Origin of the sequence: Streptomyces sp. NPDC002785 (assembly GCF_040295565.1) — a bacterium.
Classification (GTDB): domain Bacteria; phylum Actinomycetota; class Actinomycetes; order Streptomycetales; family Streptomycetaceae; genus Streptomyces.
Window position 1 is genome coordinate 1 of sequence record NZ_JBEOVN010000085.1, and the last position, 15,989, is coordinate 15,989.

Consider the following 15,989-nt stretch of genomic DNA (forward strand, 5'->3'; position numbering starts at 1 on the left):
CGGTGGTCCGAGACCGCCGGCCGCCCATGCCTGTGAGGGGTGACCGCTACGGCTTCGGGGTGGCGTGCGGGGCGCACGTCACGTCGTTGCGGTCGGTCCTGCCGGTGAGCAGGTAGGTGTCCACCCGCTCGTTGATGCAGGGGTTGACCAGGCCGGTGACACCGTGCGAACCGGCGTCCCGCTCGGTGATGAGGCGCGAGCCCTTGAAGCGCTTGTGCAGTTCGACGGCGCCCTGGTACGGGGTGGCGGCGTCATGCGTGGACTGCACGATCAGCACCGGCGGCAGGCCCTTGCCGGTCTTCACTTCCAGCGGGGTCTGCTGCTTGGCCGACCAGGTCGCACAGGGCAGGTTCATCCAGGCGTTGGCCCAGGTCATGAACGGGTAGTCCTTGTGCAGCCGGGTGTTGTCGCGGTCCCACTTCCGCCAGCTGGTGGGCCACTTGGCATCCGCGCACTCGACTGCCGTGTACACGGCATTGCCGTTCTCCGAGGAGATGTTCCCCGCGATGTCCGACATGTCCGGGCCCGCGGCGTCGACCAGGGCCTGGGTGTCGCCGCCCAGGTAGTCGCTCCAGGTCCGGGCGATGAGCGCCCAGGTGGAGTCGTAGTACGGCGCGCTCTGGAAGAAGCCGATGAGCTCGGCGGGGCCGACGACGCCACCGATCGGGTTCTTCTTGGCAGTGGCGCGCAGCTTCAGCCACGCCTGCTCGACCTTCGCGGGGGTGTCGCCGATATGGAAGGCGGAGTCGTTCTTGGCGACCCACGCCTTCCAGTCGTCCCAGCGGCCCTGGAAGGCGATGTCCTGGTTGAGGTTGGCCTGGTACCAGATGTTGTCCGTCGCCGGGTCGACGACGCTGTCGACGACCATGCGGCGGACATGGGTCGGGAAGAGCGTGCCGTAGACCGCGCCCAGATAGGTGCCGTAGGAGACGCCCAGGAAGTTGAGCTGCTTCTCACCCAGGGCGGCGCGGATGACATCCAGGTCGCGTGCGGTGTTCGGCGTGGTCATGTGCGGCAGCATGTCGCCGCTGCGTTCGGCGCAGCCGTCCGCGTACTCGGCCGCGAGCTTGCGCTGGGTGCGCTTGTCGGCCTCGGAGTCGGGTACGGGGTCGGCCTTCGGGGCCTTGACGTACTCCTGGGGGTCGATGCAGGAGATCGGCGCGGAGTGGCCAACGCCCCGGGGGTCGAAGCCCACGAAGTCGTAGGCCTTCGCCGTATTCGTCCAGAGCGGGCTCTTGTTGGTGACCCGGGTGGGGAACCGCATCCCCGAACCACCGGGGCCGCCCGGGTTGTAGAGCAGGGCGCCCTGGCGTTCGTCCTTCGTGCCAGTGCTGACGTGCCGGTCGACGGCGAGCTTGATCTGCTTGCCGTCGGGCCTGGCGTAATCGAGCGGCACGGTCACCCAGCCGCACTGGATCGGCTTGGCTATGGCCCAGTCGGCCGGACAGTCCTTCCAGTCGATGCCGGACCTGGCCGCCCGTGCCGCGGCGACCTGAACGCCGCGAGCCTCGGAACCGTGGTGGTGACGGCCTTCGGCAGTGGCCGCAGGTGCGGTCACCGCGCCCGCTATGAGCGTGCCCGCGATCAGAGCGCCGGCCGAGCCGAGCACTGCTGTGCGTCTCAAGTGGAACCTCCCCCATATCTAAAGCGCCGCCGGTGGCGGCGCAGTTCATTTCGGATACCTCCCGCGGATCCTGTCGTCTGTGAGGTTCCTGAGAACAGGCCGTACGCCCACTTCTTTACCGAATCGATAACCGGACACCCGTGTCCCGCTGACCGGAATTCCCCCTGCCGGGGTGCCGAGTACGTCGTTCAGCGCGTCGTCCAGGACGCTGCGCAGCAGGCGTGCGTCGGGGGCGACCGCCGTCGCCGGCACAGTCGGACCGACGAGCGGTGTGAGGACGGCGGTCGGCCCCAGCAGGCGCGCTTCGGGGCGTTTTTCATCGAACGGTGGTTCGATGACAAGGAGTTGACCGACGGCCCGGTGGTCGCCCAGGACGGCCGCGCCGTCCCAGCCTCGGGGCGCTCCGCTGCCGGTCGATCAACGGGCGGCCTATGGTGCAACTCGTGAGGGTGCCGGTGCTCTCGCCGTGGCGGCCGAGGATCTGCTCCTTGCCCAGCACCAGCCGTGCGGTGGGGGCGAGTTCGCCCCGCGTGGCCATGCGCAGGACCCCGCCGTGCGCCGAGACGAGCTGCTGCGGCAGCCGGCGGAGTTCGGCCCGCTCCCCCACGTCAACCCGATGTCGTACGTGGCGGGTTCGGTGGCCGTTCCCGGCCCCGGCAGAGCGATGGTCGCCGCCGCCGAGTCAACAATGAGCCGGGCGCCTTCCTCGACCTGCGCCTCGATGGCGAGCCGGTCGCTGCCGAGTGGTGCGCTCATGGCACCGACGACGGTGACACGGGCGTGCGGGTCGCTCGGGGTCCGGGTCCGGCGCAGGGCGAGCGGTCCGTCGCTCTCCAGCACAGGGAGCGAGACGACGCCCCGGCTGTCGAGGACGGCGGTGATCCGGGCGGTGGCCTGGACGCTCATGCGGTCCAGGCGGCGAGCTGCCCCCGCACCCGGACCGGCGGCTGGTGGGCCGAGGCCGGGACGCGGGGACTCACCGTCCTGGCCGACGACGCGACAGCGGCGGGACTCGCCGCGCTGATCGGTCAGCCCGGCATCGGCCTCGGCGCCCTGCTGATGACGCCGCTCAAAAACACGTTCTCCGGCGTCACCAGCGCTCCCGGGCTGCTGCCCCGGCCGATCGGGACGACAGGACAGCTGATGCCGCGGGGCGCGAGCGGTTCACTGCTGCGGTCGGTCGCCTTCTTCGACGGCAGCGGTGCAGGCGGTGCGCTGCTCACGCTCACGCCGTGGGCGACGCTCGGGCTGTCGGCATTGCCCGGCGGCGGCCGCCGCCGGACCCAGCCTCCGATCGCGCCCGCTCCCAACACCCCGGAGCCGGTCCTGGTGGGGTTGACCTCCGATCAAGCATGCCGTGTGCCCCCGCCACAACGGGCGGAGGTGCACGGAATTTCCGCGTCACGGAACGTCAGTGGGGCGCTCAGCTGCCCGGCTCGTGGTGCCCCCTGTGTTCCGCCGCGATGCCGAAGCGCCGCCGTTCGCCGGGAGCGGACACGGAAGAGCCGATCGAGGAGACCGAGCTGATCACCTGCTCCTCGGCTGCCGCCTCTTCGTTTTCGAGTCGCTCCAGGTCGGCGGCCGAAACGAGCGCCACGAGCGGCTTGCCGTGCCGCGTCACGACGACTCGCTCGCCGCCGTAGACGACGCGGTTGATCAGTTCGGCGAGCTCAGCTCGGGCTTGCGTCACCGGAATCTCGTAGGCCATGCTCCCCATCATAACCTTCTGTACGTCCTGTACATTTTCTACAGAAGCTTGTGCAGACCCCCGTACAGACCCGGAGGAAAGGCATCGCCATGCTGTTCCGCCCCACCGCCCGTTACGTGCTGCCCGAGTTCACCGAGCGCACGACCAACGGGACCCGCACCCTCGATCCGTACTCCAAGCTGCTTGCCGAACGGATCGTCTTCCTCGGCACCCCGGTCGACGACACCGCGGCCACGGATCTGATCGCTCAGTTCATGTACCTGGAGCACGACGCCCCGGACCGGCCCATCTCGCTCTACATCAACTCCCCCGGTGGCTCGTTCGGAGCCATGTCCGCGGTCTACGACACGATGCAGTACCTCACCTGCGAGGTGGAGACCTACTGCCTCGGTCAGGCCGGTTCTTGCGCGTCCGCGCTGCTCGCCGCGGGCGCTCCCGGCCGGCGGCACGCACTGCCCGGCGCCAGGGTCGTCGTACAGCAGCCCGAGCTCACCGAGCCGGTTCAGGGCCAGCCGTCCGATCTCGAGATCGAGGCGCAGGAATTGGAACGGGTCCGCGAGATGCTCACCACACTGTTGGCCCGTCACACCGGCCACAGCGCCGAGCAGATCGCCACCGACATCGAGCGCGACCTCATTCTCGACGCGGCGGGCGCCAAGGCGTACGGTCTGGTGGACCACATCACGGAGAACCGGAAGTCGTCACTCCCGCCGCACAGCGCGAGGTGAACGCCCGATGCAGCCACCAGAGTTGACGCCCCTCCCCGCACTGACGTGCGCCGAGGGGGAGTTCATCGACCGCTACCTCGAAGTCCTCGACCAACTGGGCCGGATCAACCCGGCCCGCGGCAGCGACACCTACGGCGCACTGCGCGCCGCACAGGCACTGGCCTCACGGGCGGGCGCGCTACGGGACGCACTCGCGTTGATGCATGAGCGCGGCGAAGCGCAGATCCACGCCGCCACCCTGGCGCGAGCGTTGCGCGTACTGGACGGGGAACGGCGGGCCGGACGTGTCACCGTGCCCCCCGCTCCGGCGAGTTGACCGGCCCACTGCGTCTCCGCCCCTGACTGAGTCCGGCCAACTCCCCCCTGCCTTCACCTCCGACGACCTTCGCTCAACTCCCCTGCGCGCGACACGCCCGGCAGGCACATCGGAATTCCTCGCTCGTTCGGCGTAGGCATTCCCCCTTGCGAGGGACACCTCAACTTGCGTTTCTCTGTGGGGGCAGTGAGCCGAATCTGTCATTCCGCCCCTGGTGCGAGACCGGTCCGAGCGACCGGTACGGTTTCCGAAATCTTCAGCCCCACCCGAACGGGTCACTCGTGAGGAGCCTCACATATCGCCGTTTCCCTTCGGAAATCAGGCAGTCGGTGAGTCAAGATCCCTGGGACGACAAGCCCCCGCCACCGCGGCGGGGCGGTCCGGGCGGACGCCGAGTCCTGCCGCCGTCCGGATGCCTGGTCGACAGAAGTGGATCGGCAGGAGTGGAGGACCCGAGCACAACGGGTCGACCGGAACACCGGTCGGTCCTCGGGGTGAAGCCGCCCAGCGCGGCCGGGCAACTTCGCCAGCCCGAACCCGACAGGTCATCCTTCACAGGCGGCTGACGAAGGGTTGCGCATGACTGCGCAGGTTCATGTCCCGTCTCTGCTCGCCCGGGCCGGCACGGCCTCGGTTCTGACACTGGCCGCCGTCGGCGGCACCATGCTCGCCCCGGGCGCCACGCCCCGGGCCCAGGCAGCGACTCTCTCGATGAAGGTGCTCAACATCGCCGCGTCGAAGAAAGGATCGCCGTACGGGTGGGGGGCCACCGGCCCCAACCGCTTCGACTGCTCGGGTCTGACGGTCTATTCGTTCAAGAAGGCGGGCAAGAAGCTCCCGCGCACGACCCAGCAGCAGTACAACAAGACCCGCCATATCCGGGCCTCGCACAGGCAACGCGGCGACCTGGTCTTCTTCCATTACGGACGCAGCATCTACCACGTGGGGATCTATGCCGGTAAGGGCAGGATCTGGCACTCGCCGAGGACCGGCGCGGTGGTCCGGCTGGAGAAGATCTGGACGAAGAGCGTCTATTACGGGCGGGTTCGCTGATGTCTGTCCGGCGGATCACACCGTGACCCCGGCCGTGATCCGCCGGACAGGCCCCGGTCTCCGCCGCTGACCGCTCGTTACTGCGGTCGTACCGGAGATGGTTGCCTCGATGTCGTCGACGCCACTGTCTGTGCGGCGGCTGGAACCCGCTTCGTTCCGGCGGAGGGGTCTCGATGGTGCACCGCGGCGACCGGGAGAACGCCGCGGCGGCAACACTCCAGGCGCTGTTGCGCAGTGGGTCGGGCGGGCGGCCTCGGCGCAGCGGCCGGGCGGCGAAGGCACTGATCACGCGATCGGGAGACCGGCAGTCGGCGGATCGGACGGTCGGTCAGCTCTGCACGGGGATGCTCCACGGGAGCGCGATCCAGACCGTCTTGCCGCCGCCGGCGGTGGGGCGCGGCCGGTCCCGGTTGAGCTTCGCGCCAGGTTGCCACTGCCGCTGCCCCCTGCGACGGCGATCCACCAAGATATGCATATATCTGTCGCTCAATGCGGTGAACCCTGCCACGCAAGACCGTATGCGGGCGTCACACTGTCCGCTCGGCAGAAGAGGGAGGGAGGCCGCAGATGCAGCACGGCCCTGCGGTAAGGCGCCGCAAGCTCGGGGAGGAGCTCCGGAACCTGCGCCACGCGTCCGGACTGACAAGTCGGGACGCCGCGCGGATGCTCGGCTGGCACCAGTCGAAGGTGAGCCGGATCGAGGCCGGTGTCAGTGGAGTGCGGCCGGCCGATGTGACCCGGCTGCTGGACACGTACGGCGTGGACGACACGCAGCTGCGGACGCTTCTGGCGGCGCTGGCGGGTTCGGCGGGCGGTGGCGGTACCGGGTGGTGGCATGCCTATCGCGGTCTGATCCCGCCGCAGTACCGCGACTTCATCAGTCTGGAGTCCCAGGCGCGGACCGCGCGGACCCTGGAGACTTCGGTGGTGCCGGGGCTCCTGCAGACGGCTGACTACGCACGTGCGGTGACCCGGGCATCGCTGGACGGGTTGCCCGCCGGCCAGCTGGACTCGCTGGTGGAGGTGCGGCTCGCCCGGCAGGGGGTACTGCGGACCGATCCGCCGCTGCGGCTGAGCGCGGTGCTCGACGAGGCGGTGCTGCGGCGTGAGGTCGGCGGGTGCCGGGTGATGAGAAACCAGCTGCGCCATCTGACTCGCGTGGCTCAACTACCCCACGTAGAACTTCAGTTGCTGCCGTTCTCGGTCGGCGGCCATGCCGGCCTCACCGGCCCTTTCGTTATCTTCTCATTTCCGAACACTTCTGATCTGGACGTGGTAGTTCTCGACCATTTGACGAGTAGTCTCTATCTGGAGCGGAAAGAAGACCTTGAGGCGTACAGCTCGGCCTTCCGCACCATGCAGGCGCACGCGCTGTCGCCGCAGCACTCGTTGGACCTCATCGCCGCGATCGACCGCGACGGCCGGTGACCCCGGACTGCCCGAGGAGGGCTCATGTCGGATTGCCTCGCACAGTACGAGTTGCGCTGGCGGCGCAGCACCCGCAGCACGGGTATGAACAACTGTGTGGAGGCCGCGCCGTTCGGAGACGGGCGGCTGGCCGTACGGGACTCCAAGGATGTGTCCGGGCCACCGTTGCGGTTCTCCGCGGCGGCCTGGACATCTTTCGTCTCCGGCCTGCACCGGGGTTCGGTCAGCTGACGGGAGCGGTCCGTCGCACGATCGCCACGGCGGTGGCGATCTGGTCCTGGGTCAGGTCGGCTCGCGCGGTCAGTCGCAGCCGGGAGACGCCGTCCGGCACCGACGGCGGCCGGAAGCATCCCACCGCGATTCCCGCGGCGCGGCAGTCGGCCGCCCAGCGCACCGCCGCGTCCGCCGAGGGTGCCCGCACCGAGACCACGGCCGCGTCGGGGCGAACGGCGGTCAGGCCGGCCTCGGTGAGCCGCTCGTACAGAGCGGTGGCGACCGCACGGGCTCTGCCGGCGCGTTCCGGCTCGCGACGGAGCAGCCGCAGGCTTCCCAGAGCGGCGCCCGCCGCGGCCGGTGCGAGGCCTGTGTCGAAGATGAATGTACGGGCCGTGTTGACCAGGTGTTCGATGACCCGGGCCGGTCCGAGGACCGCTCCGCCCTGGCTTCCCAGGGACTTGGACAGGGTGAGCGTGGTGACGATTGCCTCGCCGCCCGCGAGACCGGCGCATGCGAGCGCACCCCGGCCGCCTTCGCCCAGCACACCGAGGCCGTGCGCGTCGTCGACGAGCAGTGCGGCGCCCTCCGTCCGGCAGGCGTCGGCCAGTTCGGGCAGCGGCGCGGCATCGCCGTCGACCGAGAAGACCGAGTCGGTGACCGCCAGCGCGCGTCCCTCGTGCATCCGCAGCGCCTTGCGTACGGCATCGGGATCGGCATGCGGCACGACGGCGGTCTCGGCCCGGGAAAGCCGGCAACCGTCCACGATCGAGGCGTGGTTGCCCGCGTCGGAAACGATCAGCGAGCCGCGACCGGTGAGCGCGGTGAGGGCGGCGAGATTGGCCGCGTAGCCCGATGACAGCACCAGAGCCGCCTCGAAACCGCAGAAATCGGCCAGTTCGCTTTCGAGTTCGGCGTGCAGTGCGGTGGAGCCGGTGACGAGCCGTGATCCGGTCGCCCCCGCGCCCCATCGGTGCGCGGCCTCGGCCGCGGCAGCGGTGATCTCGGGGTGCCGGGTCAGGCCCAGATAGTCGTTGCTCGCAAGGTCCAGAAGTTCTGGTTCGGCGGGCCTGGGGCGGAGCATGCGGACGAGTCCGGCGTCCGCGCGGCGACGCGCCTCGTCGTCGATCCAGTCGAACGGGGCGAAGGACATGAGCGGTCCCTTTTGTAGGCAGCTTACAGAGCCTAACCGGGTACGCAGCAGGTCATGATGTGGCAATACACACACCCTTGACCGGCTCTGTTGTCCGGTTCCTCCTTGGCTGCGGGCCGTGCCGTAGGCCAGGATCAACGTCATGGACCTCCTGAACACGCTGGTGGACAAGGGGCTGCGGCGCGAGCTGCCGACCCGCGAAGAAGCACTCGCCGTACTGGCGACCTCGGACGACGATCTGCTCGAAGTGGTGGCCGCGGCCGGAAGGGTGCGCCGTCAGTGGTTCGGGCGGCGCGTGAAGCTGAACTATCTGGTCAATCTCAAGTCCGGGCTGTGCCCCGAGGACTGCTCGTACTGCTCGCAGCGGCTCGGATCGAAAGCCGAGATCCTCAAGTACACCTGGCTGAAACCGGACGAGGCGTCGAACGCCGCCGCCGCCGGGGTGGCGGGCGGCGCCAAGCGGGTGTGTCTGGTGGCGAGCGGTCGCGGTCCGACGGACAGGGATGTCGACCGGGTGTCGGAGACCATCGAGGCGATCAAGGAGCGACACGAGGGCGTCGAGGTGTGCGCCTGCCTCGGTCTGCTCTCCGACGGACAGGCCGACCGGCTGCGGTCGGCGGGCGCCGACGCGTACAACCACAACCTCAACACATCCGAGGGTACGTACGGGGACATCACCACCACCCACACCTATGCGGACCGGGTGGAGACCGTGCAGCAGGCGCAGGCCGCCGGGCTTTCGGCGTGCTCCGGGCTGATCGCCGGGATGGGTGAGAGCGACGCGGATCTGGTCGATGTCGTCCTCTCGCTGCGCGAGCTGGACCCGGACTCGGTGCCGGTGAACTTCCTGATCCCGTTCGAGGGCACCCCGCTGGCCAAGGAGTGGAACCTCACCCCGCAGCGGTGTCTGCGCATTCTGGCGATGGTCCGGTTCGTCTGCCCGGATGTGGAGGTGCGGCTCGCGGGCGGGCGCGAGGTGCATCTGCGTTCGATGCAGCCGCTCGCCCTGCACCTGGTCAACTCGATCTTCCTGGGCGACTACCTCACCAGTGAGGGACAGGCGGGGCAGGCGGATCTGGACATGATCGCGGACGCCGGTTTCGAGGTGGAAGGAGCGGGGACGACGACGCTGCCTGCGCATCGTGCGCAGGAGGCTGGCGGCTGCGGTTCGCATGACGGCGGGTGCGCACCCTGTGGTGGCGCGTCCGCGGAAGCCGCTGCAGAGTCCAGCGAGATCCCGGCTGCACGCACGGATCTGGTGGCGGTCCGCAGGCGCGGCCCGGGTACGGATCTCGCTCCCAATGCCTGAGGCCCTCTCCCCGGCCGAACTGCGGTCCCTGGACCGGGCCCACGTCTGGCATCCGTACGGTCCGATGCCGGGGCGTCAGGAGCCGCTGGTCGTGGAGTCCGCGTCCGGGGTACGGCTCCGGCTCGCCGAACCGGCCCACGGGCAGCACGAGCTGGTCGACGGCATGTCGTCCTGGTGGTCGGCGGTGCACGGCTACAACCACCCGGTGCTCAATGAGGCGGCACGCGGTCAGCTGGACCGGATGAGTCATGTGATGTTCGGCGGGCTCACCCACGAGCCCGCCGTGCGGCTGGCCACCCGGCTGGTCGAGATCACCCCGAAGCCGCTGCAGCATGTCTTCCTCGCCGACTCCGGGTCGGTGTCGGTCGAGGTCGCGGTGAAGATGTGTCTGCAGTACTGGCGCTCGGCCGGGCGGCCGGCCAAGCAGCGGTTGCTGACCTGGCGCGGCGGCTATCACGGGGACACCTGGCAGCCGATGTCGGTGTGCGACCCCGAGGGTGGCATGCACGAGCTGTGGTCGGGCGTACTGCCCCGGCAGATCTTCGCCGCCGAGCCTCCGCCCGGCTTCGACGCGGAGCCGGATGCCGCGTACGTACAACACCTGTGGGAACTGATCGCGGAGCACGCCGACCGGCTGGCCGCGGTGATCGTGGAACCGGTGGTGCAGGGCGCAGGCGGGATGCGGTTTCACTCCTCCGCCTATCTGCGAGTGCTGCGCGAGGCATGCGATGCGCATGACGTGCTGCTGGTGTTCGACGAGATCGCCACGGGTTTCGGCCGTACGGGGAAGCTGTTCGCCACGGAGCATTCGGGGATATCGCCCGACGTCATGTGCGTGGGCAAGGCGCTGACCGGCGGGTATCTGACGATGGCGGCGACGCTGTGCACCTCACGAGTGGCGGAGGGCATCTCGCGCGGCGACGTGCCGGTGCTGGCACACGGGCCTACGTTCATGGGCAATCCGCTCGCCTCCGCGGTGGCATGCGCCTCCATCGACCTGCTGCTCGGCCAGGACTGGGAGAAGGAGGTCGAGCGAATCGGCGACGGGCTGCGGGACGGTCTCGCCCCGGCTGCGGAGCTGCCCGGGGTTCGGGATGTGCGGGTGCTGGGCGCGATCGGTGTCGTACAGCTCGATCACGAGGTGGACATGGAAACCGCGACCCGGGCGGCGGTACGGGAGGGTGTGTGGCTGCGGCCGTTCCGCGATCTCGTCTACACGATGCCGCCCTATGTGACAGGTGATGAGGATGTGGCACGGATCTGCCGCGCCGTGTGCGCGGCTGCGCGGGAGGGCTGAGATGACGGTTCTGGTGGTGACGGGTACGGGCACGGAGATCGGCAAGACGATCGTGACCGCCGCTGTAGCGGCGGCGTACCGGGATCGCAGCGTCGCGGTGCTCAAGCCCGCCCAGACAGGGCTGGCTCCCGGCGAGCCCGGCGATGCCGCCGAGGTCGCACGGTTGGCGGGCGGTCATGTGACCGCGGTCGAACTGGCCCGGTTCCCTGAGCCGTTGGCACCTGCCACGGCCGCCCGCAGGGCCGGCCTCCCGCCGGTACGGCCGTACGAGATCGCCGAGGCGGCCGAGAAGCTGGCCACCGGACACGATCTGGTGCTGGTCGAGGGTGCGGGCGGACTGCTCGTACGGTTCGACGACGAAGGCGCGACCCTGGCCGACGCGGCACGGCTGCTGGGCGCACCGGTCCTGGTCGTGGCGCCGGCCGGACTGGGCACGCTCAATACCACCGCGCTGACCTCTGAGGCCCTGCGGGCCCGGGGGCTGGAATGCCTCGGTGTGGTGGTGGGCAGCATGCCCGCCGAGCCGGACCTCGCGGCGTGCTGCAATCTGGAGGATCTTCCGGTGGCTGCGGGCGCCCCGCTGCTGGGTGCCGTGCCGGCCGGTGCGGGGGCGCTGGCGCCCGCCGACTTCCGTGCACGGGCCGGGAGTTGGCTGGCGGCGCAACTGGGCGGGAATCGGCCGGCCGATTGAGCGGCTGAGCCGCGCGGGACGGGGGGAGAATCGAAGTAGCCGTACCTTTCCGGTCGAGCGCCGTGTCGAGGAGGTCCGTCATGCGTCTGCGCAGCACGAAAATCCCGGAGGATGCGGTGCACCACCCCGTCTTCGCCCGGTTCTACGCCCGGATGAGCGTGGCCGCGGAGACCGGGGCGGGGCTGGCCGCGGTGCGCTCGGAGCTGCTGGCCGGTATGTCCGGCCGGGTCATCGAGATAGGTGCGGGCAACGGCCTGAACTTCGCGCACTACCCGCCCGCTGTGTCGGAGGTGGTGGCCGTCGAACCCGAGCGCAGCCTGCGGCAGCTGGCGGTGCGGTCGGCGTTGCGTGCCGGAATTCCGGTGGATGTGATGCCGGGCGCGGCGGAAGCGCTGCCGGTGAAGAGCGAGGCGTTCGACGGGGCCGTCACATCGCTGGTGCTGTGCACCGTACGGAACGTGGAACGTTCGCTCGCGGAGATCGTACGGGTGCTGCGGCCCGGCGGCGAGCTGCGCTTCTTCGAGCATGTGCGGGCCGATGACCGGGCCATGGCAGCGGCCCAGCGGGCGCTGGACCGTACGGTCTGGCCGCTGGTGACGGGCGGGTGCCACACGGCGCGCGACACCCTGGCCGCCATTGAAAGGGCCGGGTTCACGGTGGAGACCTACCGCAGGGTCAGGATGCCCGACTGGGGAATCCGGCTGCCCACATCCGCATGTGTGCTGGGCGTGGCGCGGCGGCCGGCCGTGGTCGACTGACGCATTGGTCCACCACCGCGTACCGGCGGTGTCACAGACTCCACTGGCGCAGTTCGTCGGCGATGGCCCGGACGTCCGCCTTGCCCTCCTTCACCAGTCGAGCCAGGTCGCGCACCTGCTCGGGCGAGGTGATGACCTTCAGCCCGGAGGCGACGAGATAGCCGTATGCGACGGCCGAGGAGAACATCGCGTTCGAGTGTTCGAGCGCTGGGACATGGAGAAGCAACTGCAGAAGGGCAGCAGCCCTGGAGTGCGGGTCGCTGTAGACGGGGCTGCCGAAGATCTCGGCCTCATGACGGGCCACCGCAGCCACGAGCGCACCCCAGTCGACGACCTGCGGATCGCCGGGAGTCTTGTGCTCGGCCACCATGAGCAGCCACGAAAGGTCGATCCGGAGGTTCAACGCGTGCCTTTGCGCTCCGGGCCGAACTCCTCGGCGAACACCGACTCGTACTGCTTCATGAAGTCGGCCGCGGCTTCGACAAAGGTGTTTCCGACCTCGCCCGCATCCTGCTTCACGAGCTCCTCTATGTAGCGATTCACGCTCATCCCCCTCTGCAGCGCGCGCTGTCGCGCGGCCTCGGCAGTGGCCTCGTCCACTCTCACGTTCAACTGAGTCTTGGGCACAGAAAAACGCTAGCGCGGCTTTGCTAGCACCGGCAAGGGGAGCCCTACGGTGCCCCGTACACCGATCGTCCGTGACCACATGGCGGAAGCATTCGTCCTCCACATGCTCCGTCGGCTCTACGCGTGCGGCGCCCAGCGCAAGGAGAACGGCACCGTCGGAATGCAGCGGTCCCCCGGAAGCCGCTTGCGACAGCCGCGTGCTCCCGTCCGAAATGGCCTCTCCGACCAGCCTCGCCCGACGCGCCGTCGACCTTGCGGTGTTACAAAGGGCAATGTGGTCACACGTTTCGGCCGATTCCGGAACGCACCGGTTCGGTCACTCACGGACAAACACCCTCGGAGCCTCGCCGGGCAGGTCTTCGCCCTGCAGGTGGCTGTGGTGGTGCTGCTCGTGGCGACCGCGGTGGTGGCGCTCCTGCTGCAGTCCCAGCGCGACAGCAACGCGGAGGCGAGACACCGTTCGCTTGCCGTCGCAGAGACGTTCGCGCACTCACCGGGCGTCCTGGCCGCACTGAAGTCACCCGATCCCTCCAAGGTGCTCCAGCCGCTCACCGAGGGGGCACGGAAAGCGACCGGCGTCGACTTCATCGTGGTGATGAATACGAAGGGGATCCGCTACACGCATCCGCAGCCGAATCAGATCGGGAAGAAGTTCGTCGGCACCATCGAGCCATCGCTGGCCGGCCGTGTGTACACCGAGACCGTGAACGGCCCGCTCGGCCACGAGGTGCAGGCGACCGTCCCCATCTTCGATCACCAGCAAAAGGTCGTGGGCGTGGTGTCTGCCGGGATGAAGGTCAATAACGTGACCGGCGTGGTGTCGCGGCAGATTCCGATCATCCTCGGCGCCGGAGCGGCCGCGCTCGCCATGGCCACGGCCGGGACGGCGCTGGTGGCCAGGCGGCTGCAGCGGCAGACCCACCGTCTGGGCCCCGCCGAGATGACTCGCATGTACGAGCATCACGACGCAGTACTGCACGCCGTACGCGAAGGCGTGCTCATCGTCAGCAACGACGGTCGACTGCTACTGGCGAACGACGAGGCCAGACGGCTGCTGGATCTGCCGCCCGATGCCGAGGGGCAGCACATCTCGGACCTGCCCAGCCTTGATCCCGGCACGGTGGAGCTGCTGACCTCGGGGCGCGCGGCCACGGACGAGGTGCACCTTGCGGGGGGCAGGTTGCTCGCGGTGAATCAGCGGCCCACGGATCGTCACGGTGGCCCAAAGGGGACGGTCGCGACCTTGCGTGACTCCACAGAGCTGCGGACGCTGTCCGGAAAGGCGGATGTCGCCCGCCAGCGCCTGAGACTGCTGTACGACGCCGGGCTCGGCATCGGTACCACCCTCGACGTCGTCAGTACGGCCGAGGAGCTGACGAAGGTCGCGGTCCCCCGGCTGGCCGACTTCGCCACCGTCGATCTGGCCGACCCGGTCCTGCACGGGGACGAGCCGACCAGTTCGGGAGCGGACATGCGCCGCTCCGCCGTCCACGGCATCCGGGACGACCATCCTCTCTACAAACTCGGTCACCTGATCAGCTTCCTCCCCTCCACGCCGCAGGCACAGGCATTCCGCACCGGCCGGCCGGAGCTGGTGCCCGACCTGTCCACCACACCCGGCTGGCTCGCCCAGGACCCGGAGCGGACACGGATGATCATCGATTACGGCATCCATTCGCTCATCACGGTGCCTCTCCAGGCACGGGGTGTCATCCTGGGCATGGCCAACTTCTGGCGCTCGGAGAAGCCCCAGCCGTTCGAGGAAGACGACTTGTCCCTGGCCGAAGAACTGGTCGCGCGGGCGGCGGTCAGCATCGACAACGCCCGCCGCTACACCCGCGAGCACGCCATGGCCGTGACTCTGCAGCGCAGCCTGCTCCCGCGGGCACTGCCCGAGCAGAGCGCCCTCGAGGTCGCTCATCGTTACCTGCCCGCGCTCTCCGGGGTGAGCGGCGACTGGTTCGATGTGATCCCGCTTCCGGGCAGTCGGGTGGCGCTGGTCGTAGGGGATGTCGTCGGCCACGGCCTGCACGCAGCCGCCACCATGGGACGGCTGCGCACGGCCGTGCACAACTTCTCCACCCTCGACCTGCCGCCCGACGAGATCCTCGGCCACCTCGACGAGTTGGTCGGGCGCATCGATCAGGAGGAGGACGAGACGACCGCCGGTGCGGTGATCACGGGCGCCACCTGCCTGTACGCGATCTACGATCCCGTCTCCCGCCACTGCGTCATGGCGCGGGCCGGGCATCCCATGCCCGGCCTGGTCCAGCCCGACGGCAGTGTGTCGTTCCCCGATCTGCCGGCCGGACCGCCACTGGGCCTGGGCGGTATGCCGTTCGAGACCACGGAACTGGAGCTGGCGGAGGGCACGCAACTCGTCCTCTACACCGACGGGCTCATCGAGGACCGCACCCGGGACATCGACGTGGGGATAGAGCTGCTGCGTCAGGCGCTGGCGTCCCATCCCGACCGGTCGCCGGAGGAAAGCTGCCAGGCGGTGCTCGACGAGCTCCTGCCCGGCCGGCCGAAGGACGATGTGGCGCTGCTCATCGCCCGCACACGGGCGATCCCGCCCGACCACGTCGCCGAATGGGACGTACCGTTCGATCCCGCCGCTGTGGCGGGCATGCGCGCCGCCGCGGCCGAGAAGCTCGACGACTGGGGTCTGTCCGACCTTACGTTCGCCATGGAGCTGGTGCTCAGTGAGCTGATCACCAACGCCATCCGCTACGGTTCCGCACCGGTCACGATGCGTCTGCTGCACGACCGCACCCTGACCTGCGAGGTGACCGACAGCAGCAGCACCTCGCCCCATCTGCGGTATGCCGCTGCAATGGATGAAGGAGGCCGCGGCTTGTTCCTCGTCGCACAACTGGCCGAACGCTGGGGCACCCGCTACACCCCCCAGGGAAAGGTCATCTGGGCGGAGCTGTCGTTGCCCCGGCCCGACGGGAGCGTGGACGGCACGGCGTTCTTGAACACCCTTGACGTGGAACTCTGACTGCTGGATCGACAGATCCCCAAAATGAGCAGCACATCTCGACACAAAGGGAACACACTCTTACCCAGAGTAATCGCACG

15 protein-coding genes, 3 pseudogenes and 1 riboswitch are annotated in these 15,989 nt (G+C 69.2%); of the genes and pseudogenes, 12 read left to right on the top strand and 6 right to left on the bottom strand.

Annotated features, from left to right (window positions below):
* Nucleotides 1-46: 46 nt before the first annotated feature.
* Nucleotides 47-1,624, bottom strand: coding sequence for an alpha/beta hydrolase (locus ABTZ94_RS20445; RefSeq protein WP_351202472.1), 1,578 nt, complete (start codon nt 1,622-1,624; stop codon nt 47-49).
* Nucleotides 1,625-1,801: 177 nt separating this feature from the next.
* Nucleotides 1,802-2,530: pseudogene (locus tag ABTZ94_RS20450) on the bottom strand (urease accessory protein UreD); the annotation flags it as partial.
* 33 nt (nt 2,531-2,563) lie between these two features.
* Here ABTZ94_RS20450 and ABTZ94_RS20455 point away from each other — a divergent pair.
* Nucleotides 2,564-2,959: pseudogene (locus ABTZ94_RS20455) on the top strand (ABC transporter permease); the annotation flags it as partial.
* Nucleotides 2,960-3,047: 88 nt separating this feature from the next.
* Here the strand turns inward: ABTZ94_RS20455 and ABTZ94_RS20460 are convergent.
* A complete protein-coding gene (locus tag ABTZ94_RS20460) occupies nt 3,048-3,332 on the bottom strand; it encodes a type II toxin-antitoxin system Phd/YefM family antitoxin (protein WP_351202473.1) in 285 nt (94 codons plus the stop codon).
* A gap of 92 nt (nt 3,333-3,424) precedes the next feature.
* Here ABTZ94_RS20460 and ABTZ94_RS20465 point away from each other — a divergent pair, with 92 nt between their 5' ends.
* From ABTZ94_RS20465 to ABTZ94_RS20490, 6 genes and pseudogenes are all read left to right on the top strand, one after another.
* Nucleotides 3,425-4,060 (top strand): ATP-dependent Clp protease proteolytic subunit, encoded by a 636-nt coding sequence (locus tag ABTZ94_RS20465; protein WP_351202498.1) that lies wholly within the window; start codon nt 3,425-3,427, stop codon nt 4,058-4,060.
* 7 nt (nt 4,061-4,067) lie between these two features.
* Entirely contained in the window at nt 4,068-4,376 is a 309-nt protein-coding gene (locus ABTZ94_RS20470) for a hypothetical protein (RefSeq protein ID WP_351202474.1), read from the top strand.
* Nucleotides 4,377-4,779: 403 nt separating this feature from the next.
* Nucleotides 4,780-4,952, top strand: a riboswitch (cyclic di-AMP (ydaO/yuaA leader).
* 3 nt (nt 4,953-4,955) lie between these two features.
* The gene (locus ABTZ94_RS20475; protein WP_351202475.1) at nt 4,956-5,429 is read left to right on the top strand and encodes a C40 family peptidase; all 474 of its coding nucleotides are present in this window, start codon (nt 4,956-4,958) and stop codon (nt 5,427-5,429) included.
* Nucleotides 5,430-5,502: 73 nt separating this feature from the next.
* Nucleotides 5,503-5,674: pseudogene (locus tag ABTZ94_RS20480) on the top strand (LysR family transcriptional regulator); the annotation flags it as partial.
* 322 nt (nt 5,675-5,996) lie between these two features.
* Nucleotides 5,997-6,857 (top strand): helix-turn-helix domain-containing protein, encoded by an 861-nt coding sequence (locus tag ABTZ94_RS20485; protein ID WP_351202476.1) that lies wholly within the window; start codon nt 5,997-5,999, stop codon nt 6,855-6,857.
* Nucleotides 6,858-6,881: 24 nt separating this feature from the next.
* Nucleotides 6,882-7,088: a DUF397 domain-containing protein gene (locus ABTZ94_RS20490; protein WP_351202477.1), complete on the top strand. Its 207-nt coding sequence runs from the start codon at nt 6,882-6,884 to the stop codon at nt 7,086-7,088.
* On the opposite strand, the gene ABTZ94_RS20495 is transcribed toward ABTZ94_RS20490, so the two are convergent.
* On the bottom strand, nt 7,081-8,223 hold the full coding sequence (locus ABTZ94_RS20495; protein ID WP_351202478.1) for an 8-amino-7-oxononanoate synthase: 1,143 nt from the start codon (nt 8,221-8,223) through the stop codon (nt 7,081-7,083). The two genes, ABTZ94_RS20490 and ABTZ94_RS20495, sit on opposite strands and share 8 nt — an antisense overlap.
* Nucleotides 8,224-8,365: 142 nt before the next feature.
* Here ABTZ94_RS20495 and bioB point away from each other — a divergent pair, with 142 nt between their 5' ends.
* The 4 genes from bioB to ABTZ94_RS20515 all read left to right on the top strand — a co-directional run bounded on the left by bioB (nt 8,366) and on the right by ABTZ94_RS20515 (nt 12,278).
* Nucleotides 8,366-9,532, top strand: a complete 1,167-nt coding sequence (bioB, locus tag ABTZ94_RS20500; protein WP_351202479.1) for a biotin synthase BioB — start codon at nt 8,366-8,368, stop codon at nt 9,530-9,532.
* The gene (locus tag ABTZ94_RS20505) at nt 9,525-10,829 is read left to right on the top strand and encodes an adenosylmethionine--8-amino-7-oxononanoate transaminase (RefSeq protein ID WP_351202480.1); all 1,305 of its coding nucleotides are present in this window, start codon (nt 9,525-9,527) and stop codon (nt 10,827-10,829) included. The genes bioB and ABTZ94_RS20505 overlap by 8 nt, the downstream gene beginning before the upstream one ends.
* 1 nt (nt 10,830) lies before the next feature.
* Nucleotides 10,831-11,520: a dethiobiotin synthase gene (bioD, locus tag ABTZ94_RS20510; RefSeq protein ID WP_351202481.1), complete on the top strand. Its 690-nt coding sequence runs from the start codon at nt 10,831-10,833 to the stop codon at nt 11,518-11,520.
* A gap of 80 nt (nt 11,521-11,600) precedes the next feature.
* A complete protein-coding gene (locus tag ABTZ94_RS20515) occupies nt 11,601-12,278 on the top strand; it encodes a class I SAM-dependent methyltransferase (protein ID WP_351202482.1) in 678 nt (225 codons plus the stop codon).
* A gap of 31 nt (nt 12,279-12,309) precedes the next feature.
* On the opposite strand, the gene ABTZ94_RS20520 is transcribed toward ABTZ94_RS20515, so the two are convergent.
* The gene (locus tag ABTZ94_RS20520; protein WP_344515338.1) at nt 12,310-12,681 is read right to left on the bottom strand and encodes a fic family toxin-antitoxin system, toxin component; all 372 of its coding nucleotides are present in this window, start codon (nt 12,679-12,681) and stop codon (nt 12,310-12,312) included.
* A complete protein-coding gene (locus tag ABTZ94_RS20525) occupies nt 12,678-12,905 on the bottom strand; it encodes an antitoxin (protein WP_351202483.1) in 228 nt (75 codons plus the stop codon). Before ABTZ94_RS20525 ends, ABTZ94_RS20520 begins: the two co-directional genes overlap by 4 nt.
* Nucleotides 12,906-13,275: 370 nt before the next feature.
* On the opposite strand from ABTZ94_RS20525, the gene ABTZ94_RS20530 reads away from it, so the two are divergent.
* Complete coding sequence (locus ABTZ94_RS20530) at nt 13,276-15,909, top strand: SpoIIE family protein phosphatase (RefSeq protein ID WP_502967275.1); 2,634 nt, start codon at nt 13,276-13,278, stop codon at nt 15,907-15,909.
* Nucleotides 15,910-15,989: the final 80 nt, after the last annotated feature.

Bases quoted from the DNA above. Each gene is read 5' to 3' on its own strand.
- bioD (WP_351202481.1), top strand. From the start codon at position 10,831: ATGACGGTTCTGGTGGTGACGGGTACGGGCACGGAGATCGGCAAGACG.
- ABTZ94_RS20505 (WP_351202480.1), top strand. From the start codon at position 9,525: ATGCCTGAGGCCCTCTCCCCGGCCGAACTGCGGTCCCTGGACCGGGCC.
- bioB (WP_351202479.1), top strand. From the start codon at position 8,366: ATGGACCTCCTGAACACGCTGGTGGACAAGGGGCTGCGGCGCGAGCTG.
- ABTZ94_RS20490 (WP_351202477.1), top strand. From the start codon at position 6,882: ATGTCGGATTGCCTCGCACAGTACGAGTTGCGCTGGCGGCGCAGCACC.
- ABTZ94_RS20460 (WP_351202473.1), bottom strand. From the start codon at position 3,332: ATGGCCTACGAGATTCCGGTGACGCAAGCCCGAGCTGAGCTCGCCGAA.
- ABTZ94_RS20470 (WP_351202474.1), top strand. From the start codon at position 4,068: ATGCAGCCACCAGAGTTGACGCCCCTCCCCGCACTGACGTGCGCCGAG.
- ABTZ94_RS20515 (WP_351202482.1), top strand. From the start codon at position 11,601: ATGCGTCTGCGCAGCACGAAAATCCCGGAGGATGCGGTGCACCACCCC.
- ABTZ94_RS20485 (WP_351202476.1), top strand. From the start codon at position 5,997: ATGCAGCACGGCCCTGCGGTAAGGCGCCGCAAGCTCGGGGAGGAGCTC.
- ABTZ94_RS20475 (WP_351202475.1), top strand. From the start codon at position 4,956: ATGACTGCGCAGGTTCATGTCCCGTCTCTGCTCGCCCGGGCCGGCACG.
- ABTZ94_RS20495 (WP_351202478.1), bottom strand. From the start codon at position 8,223: ATGTCCTTCGCCCCGTTCGACTGGATCGACGACGAGGCGCGTCGCCGC.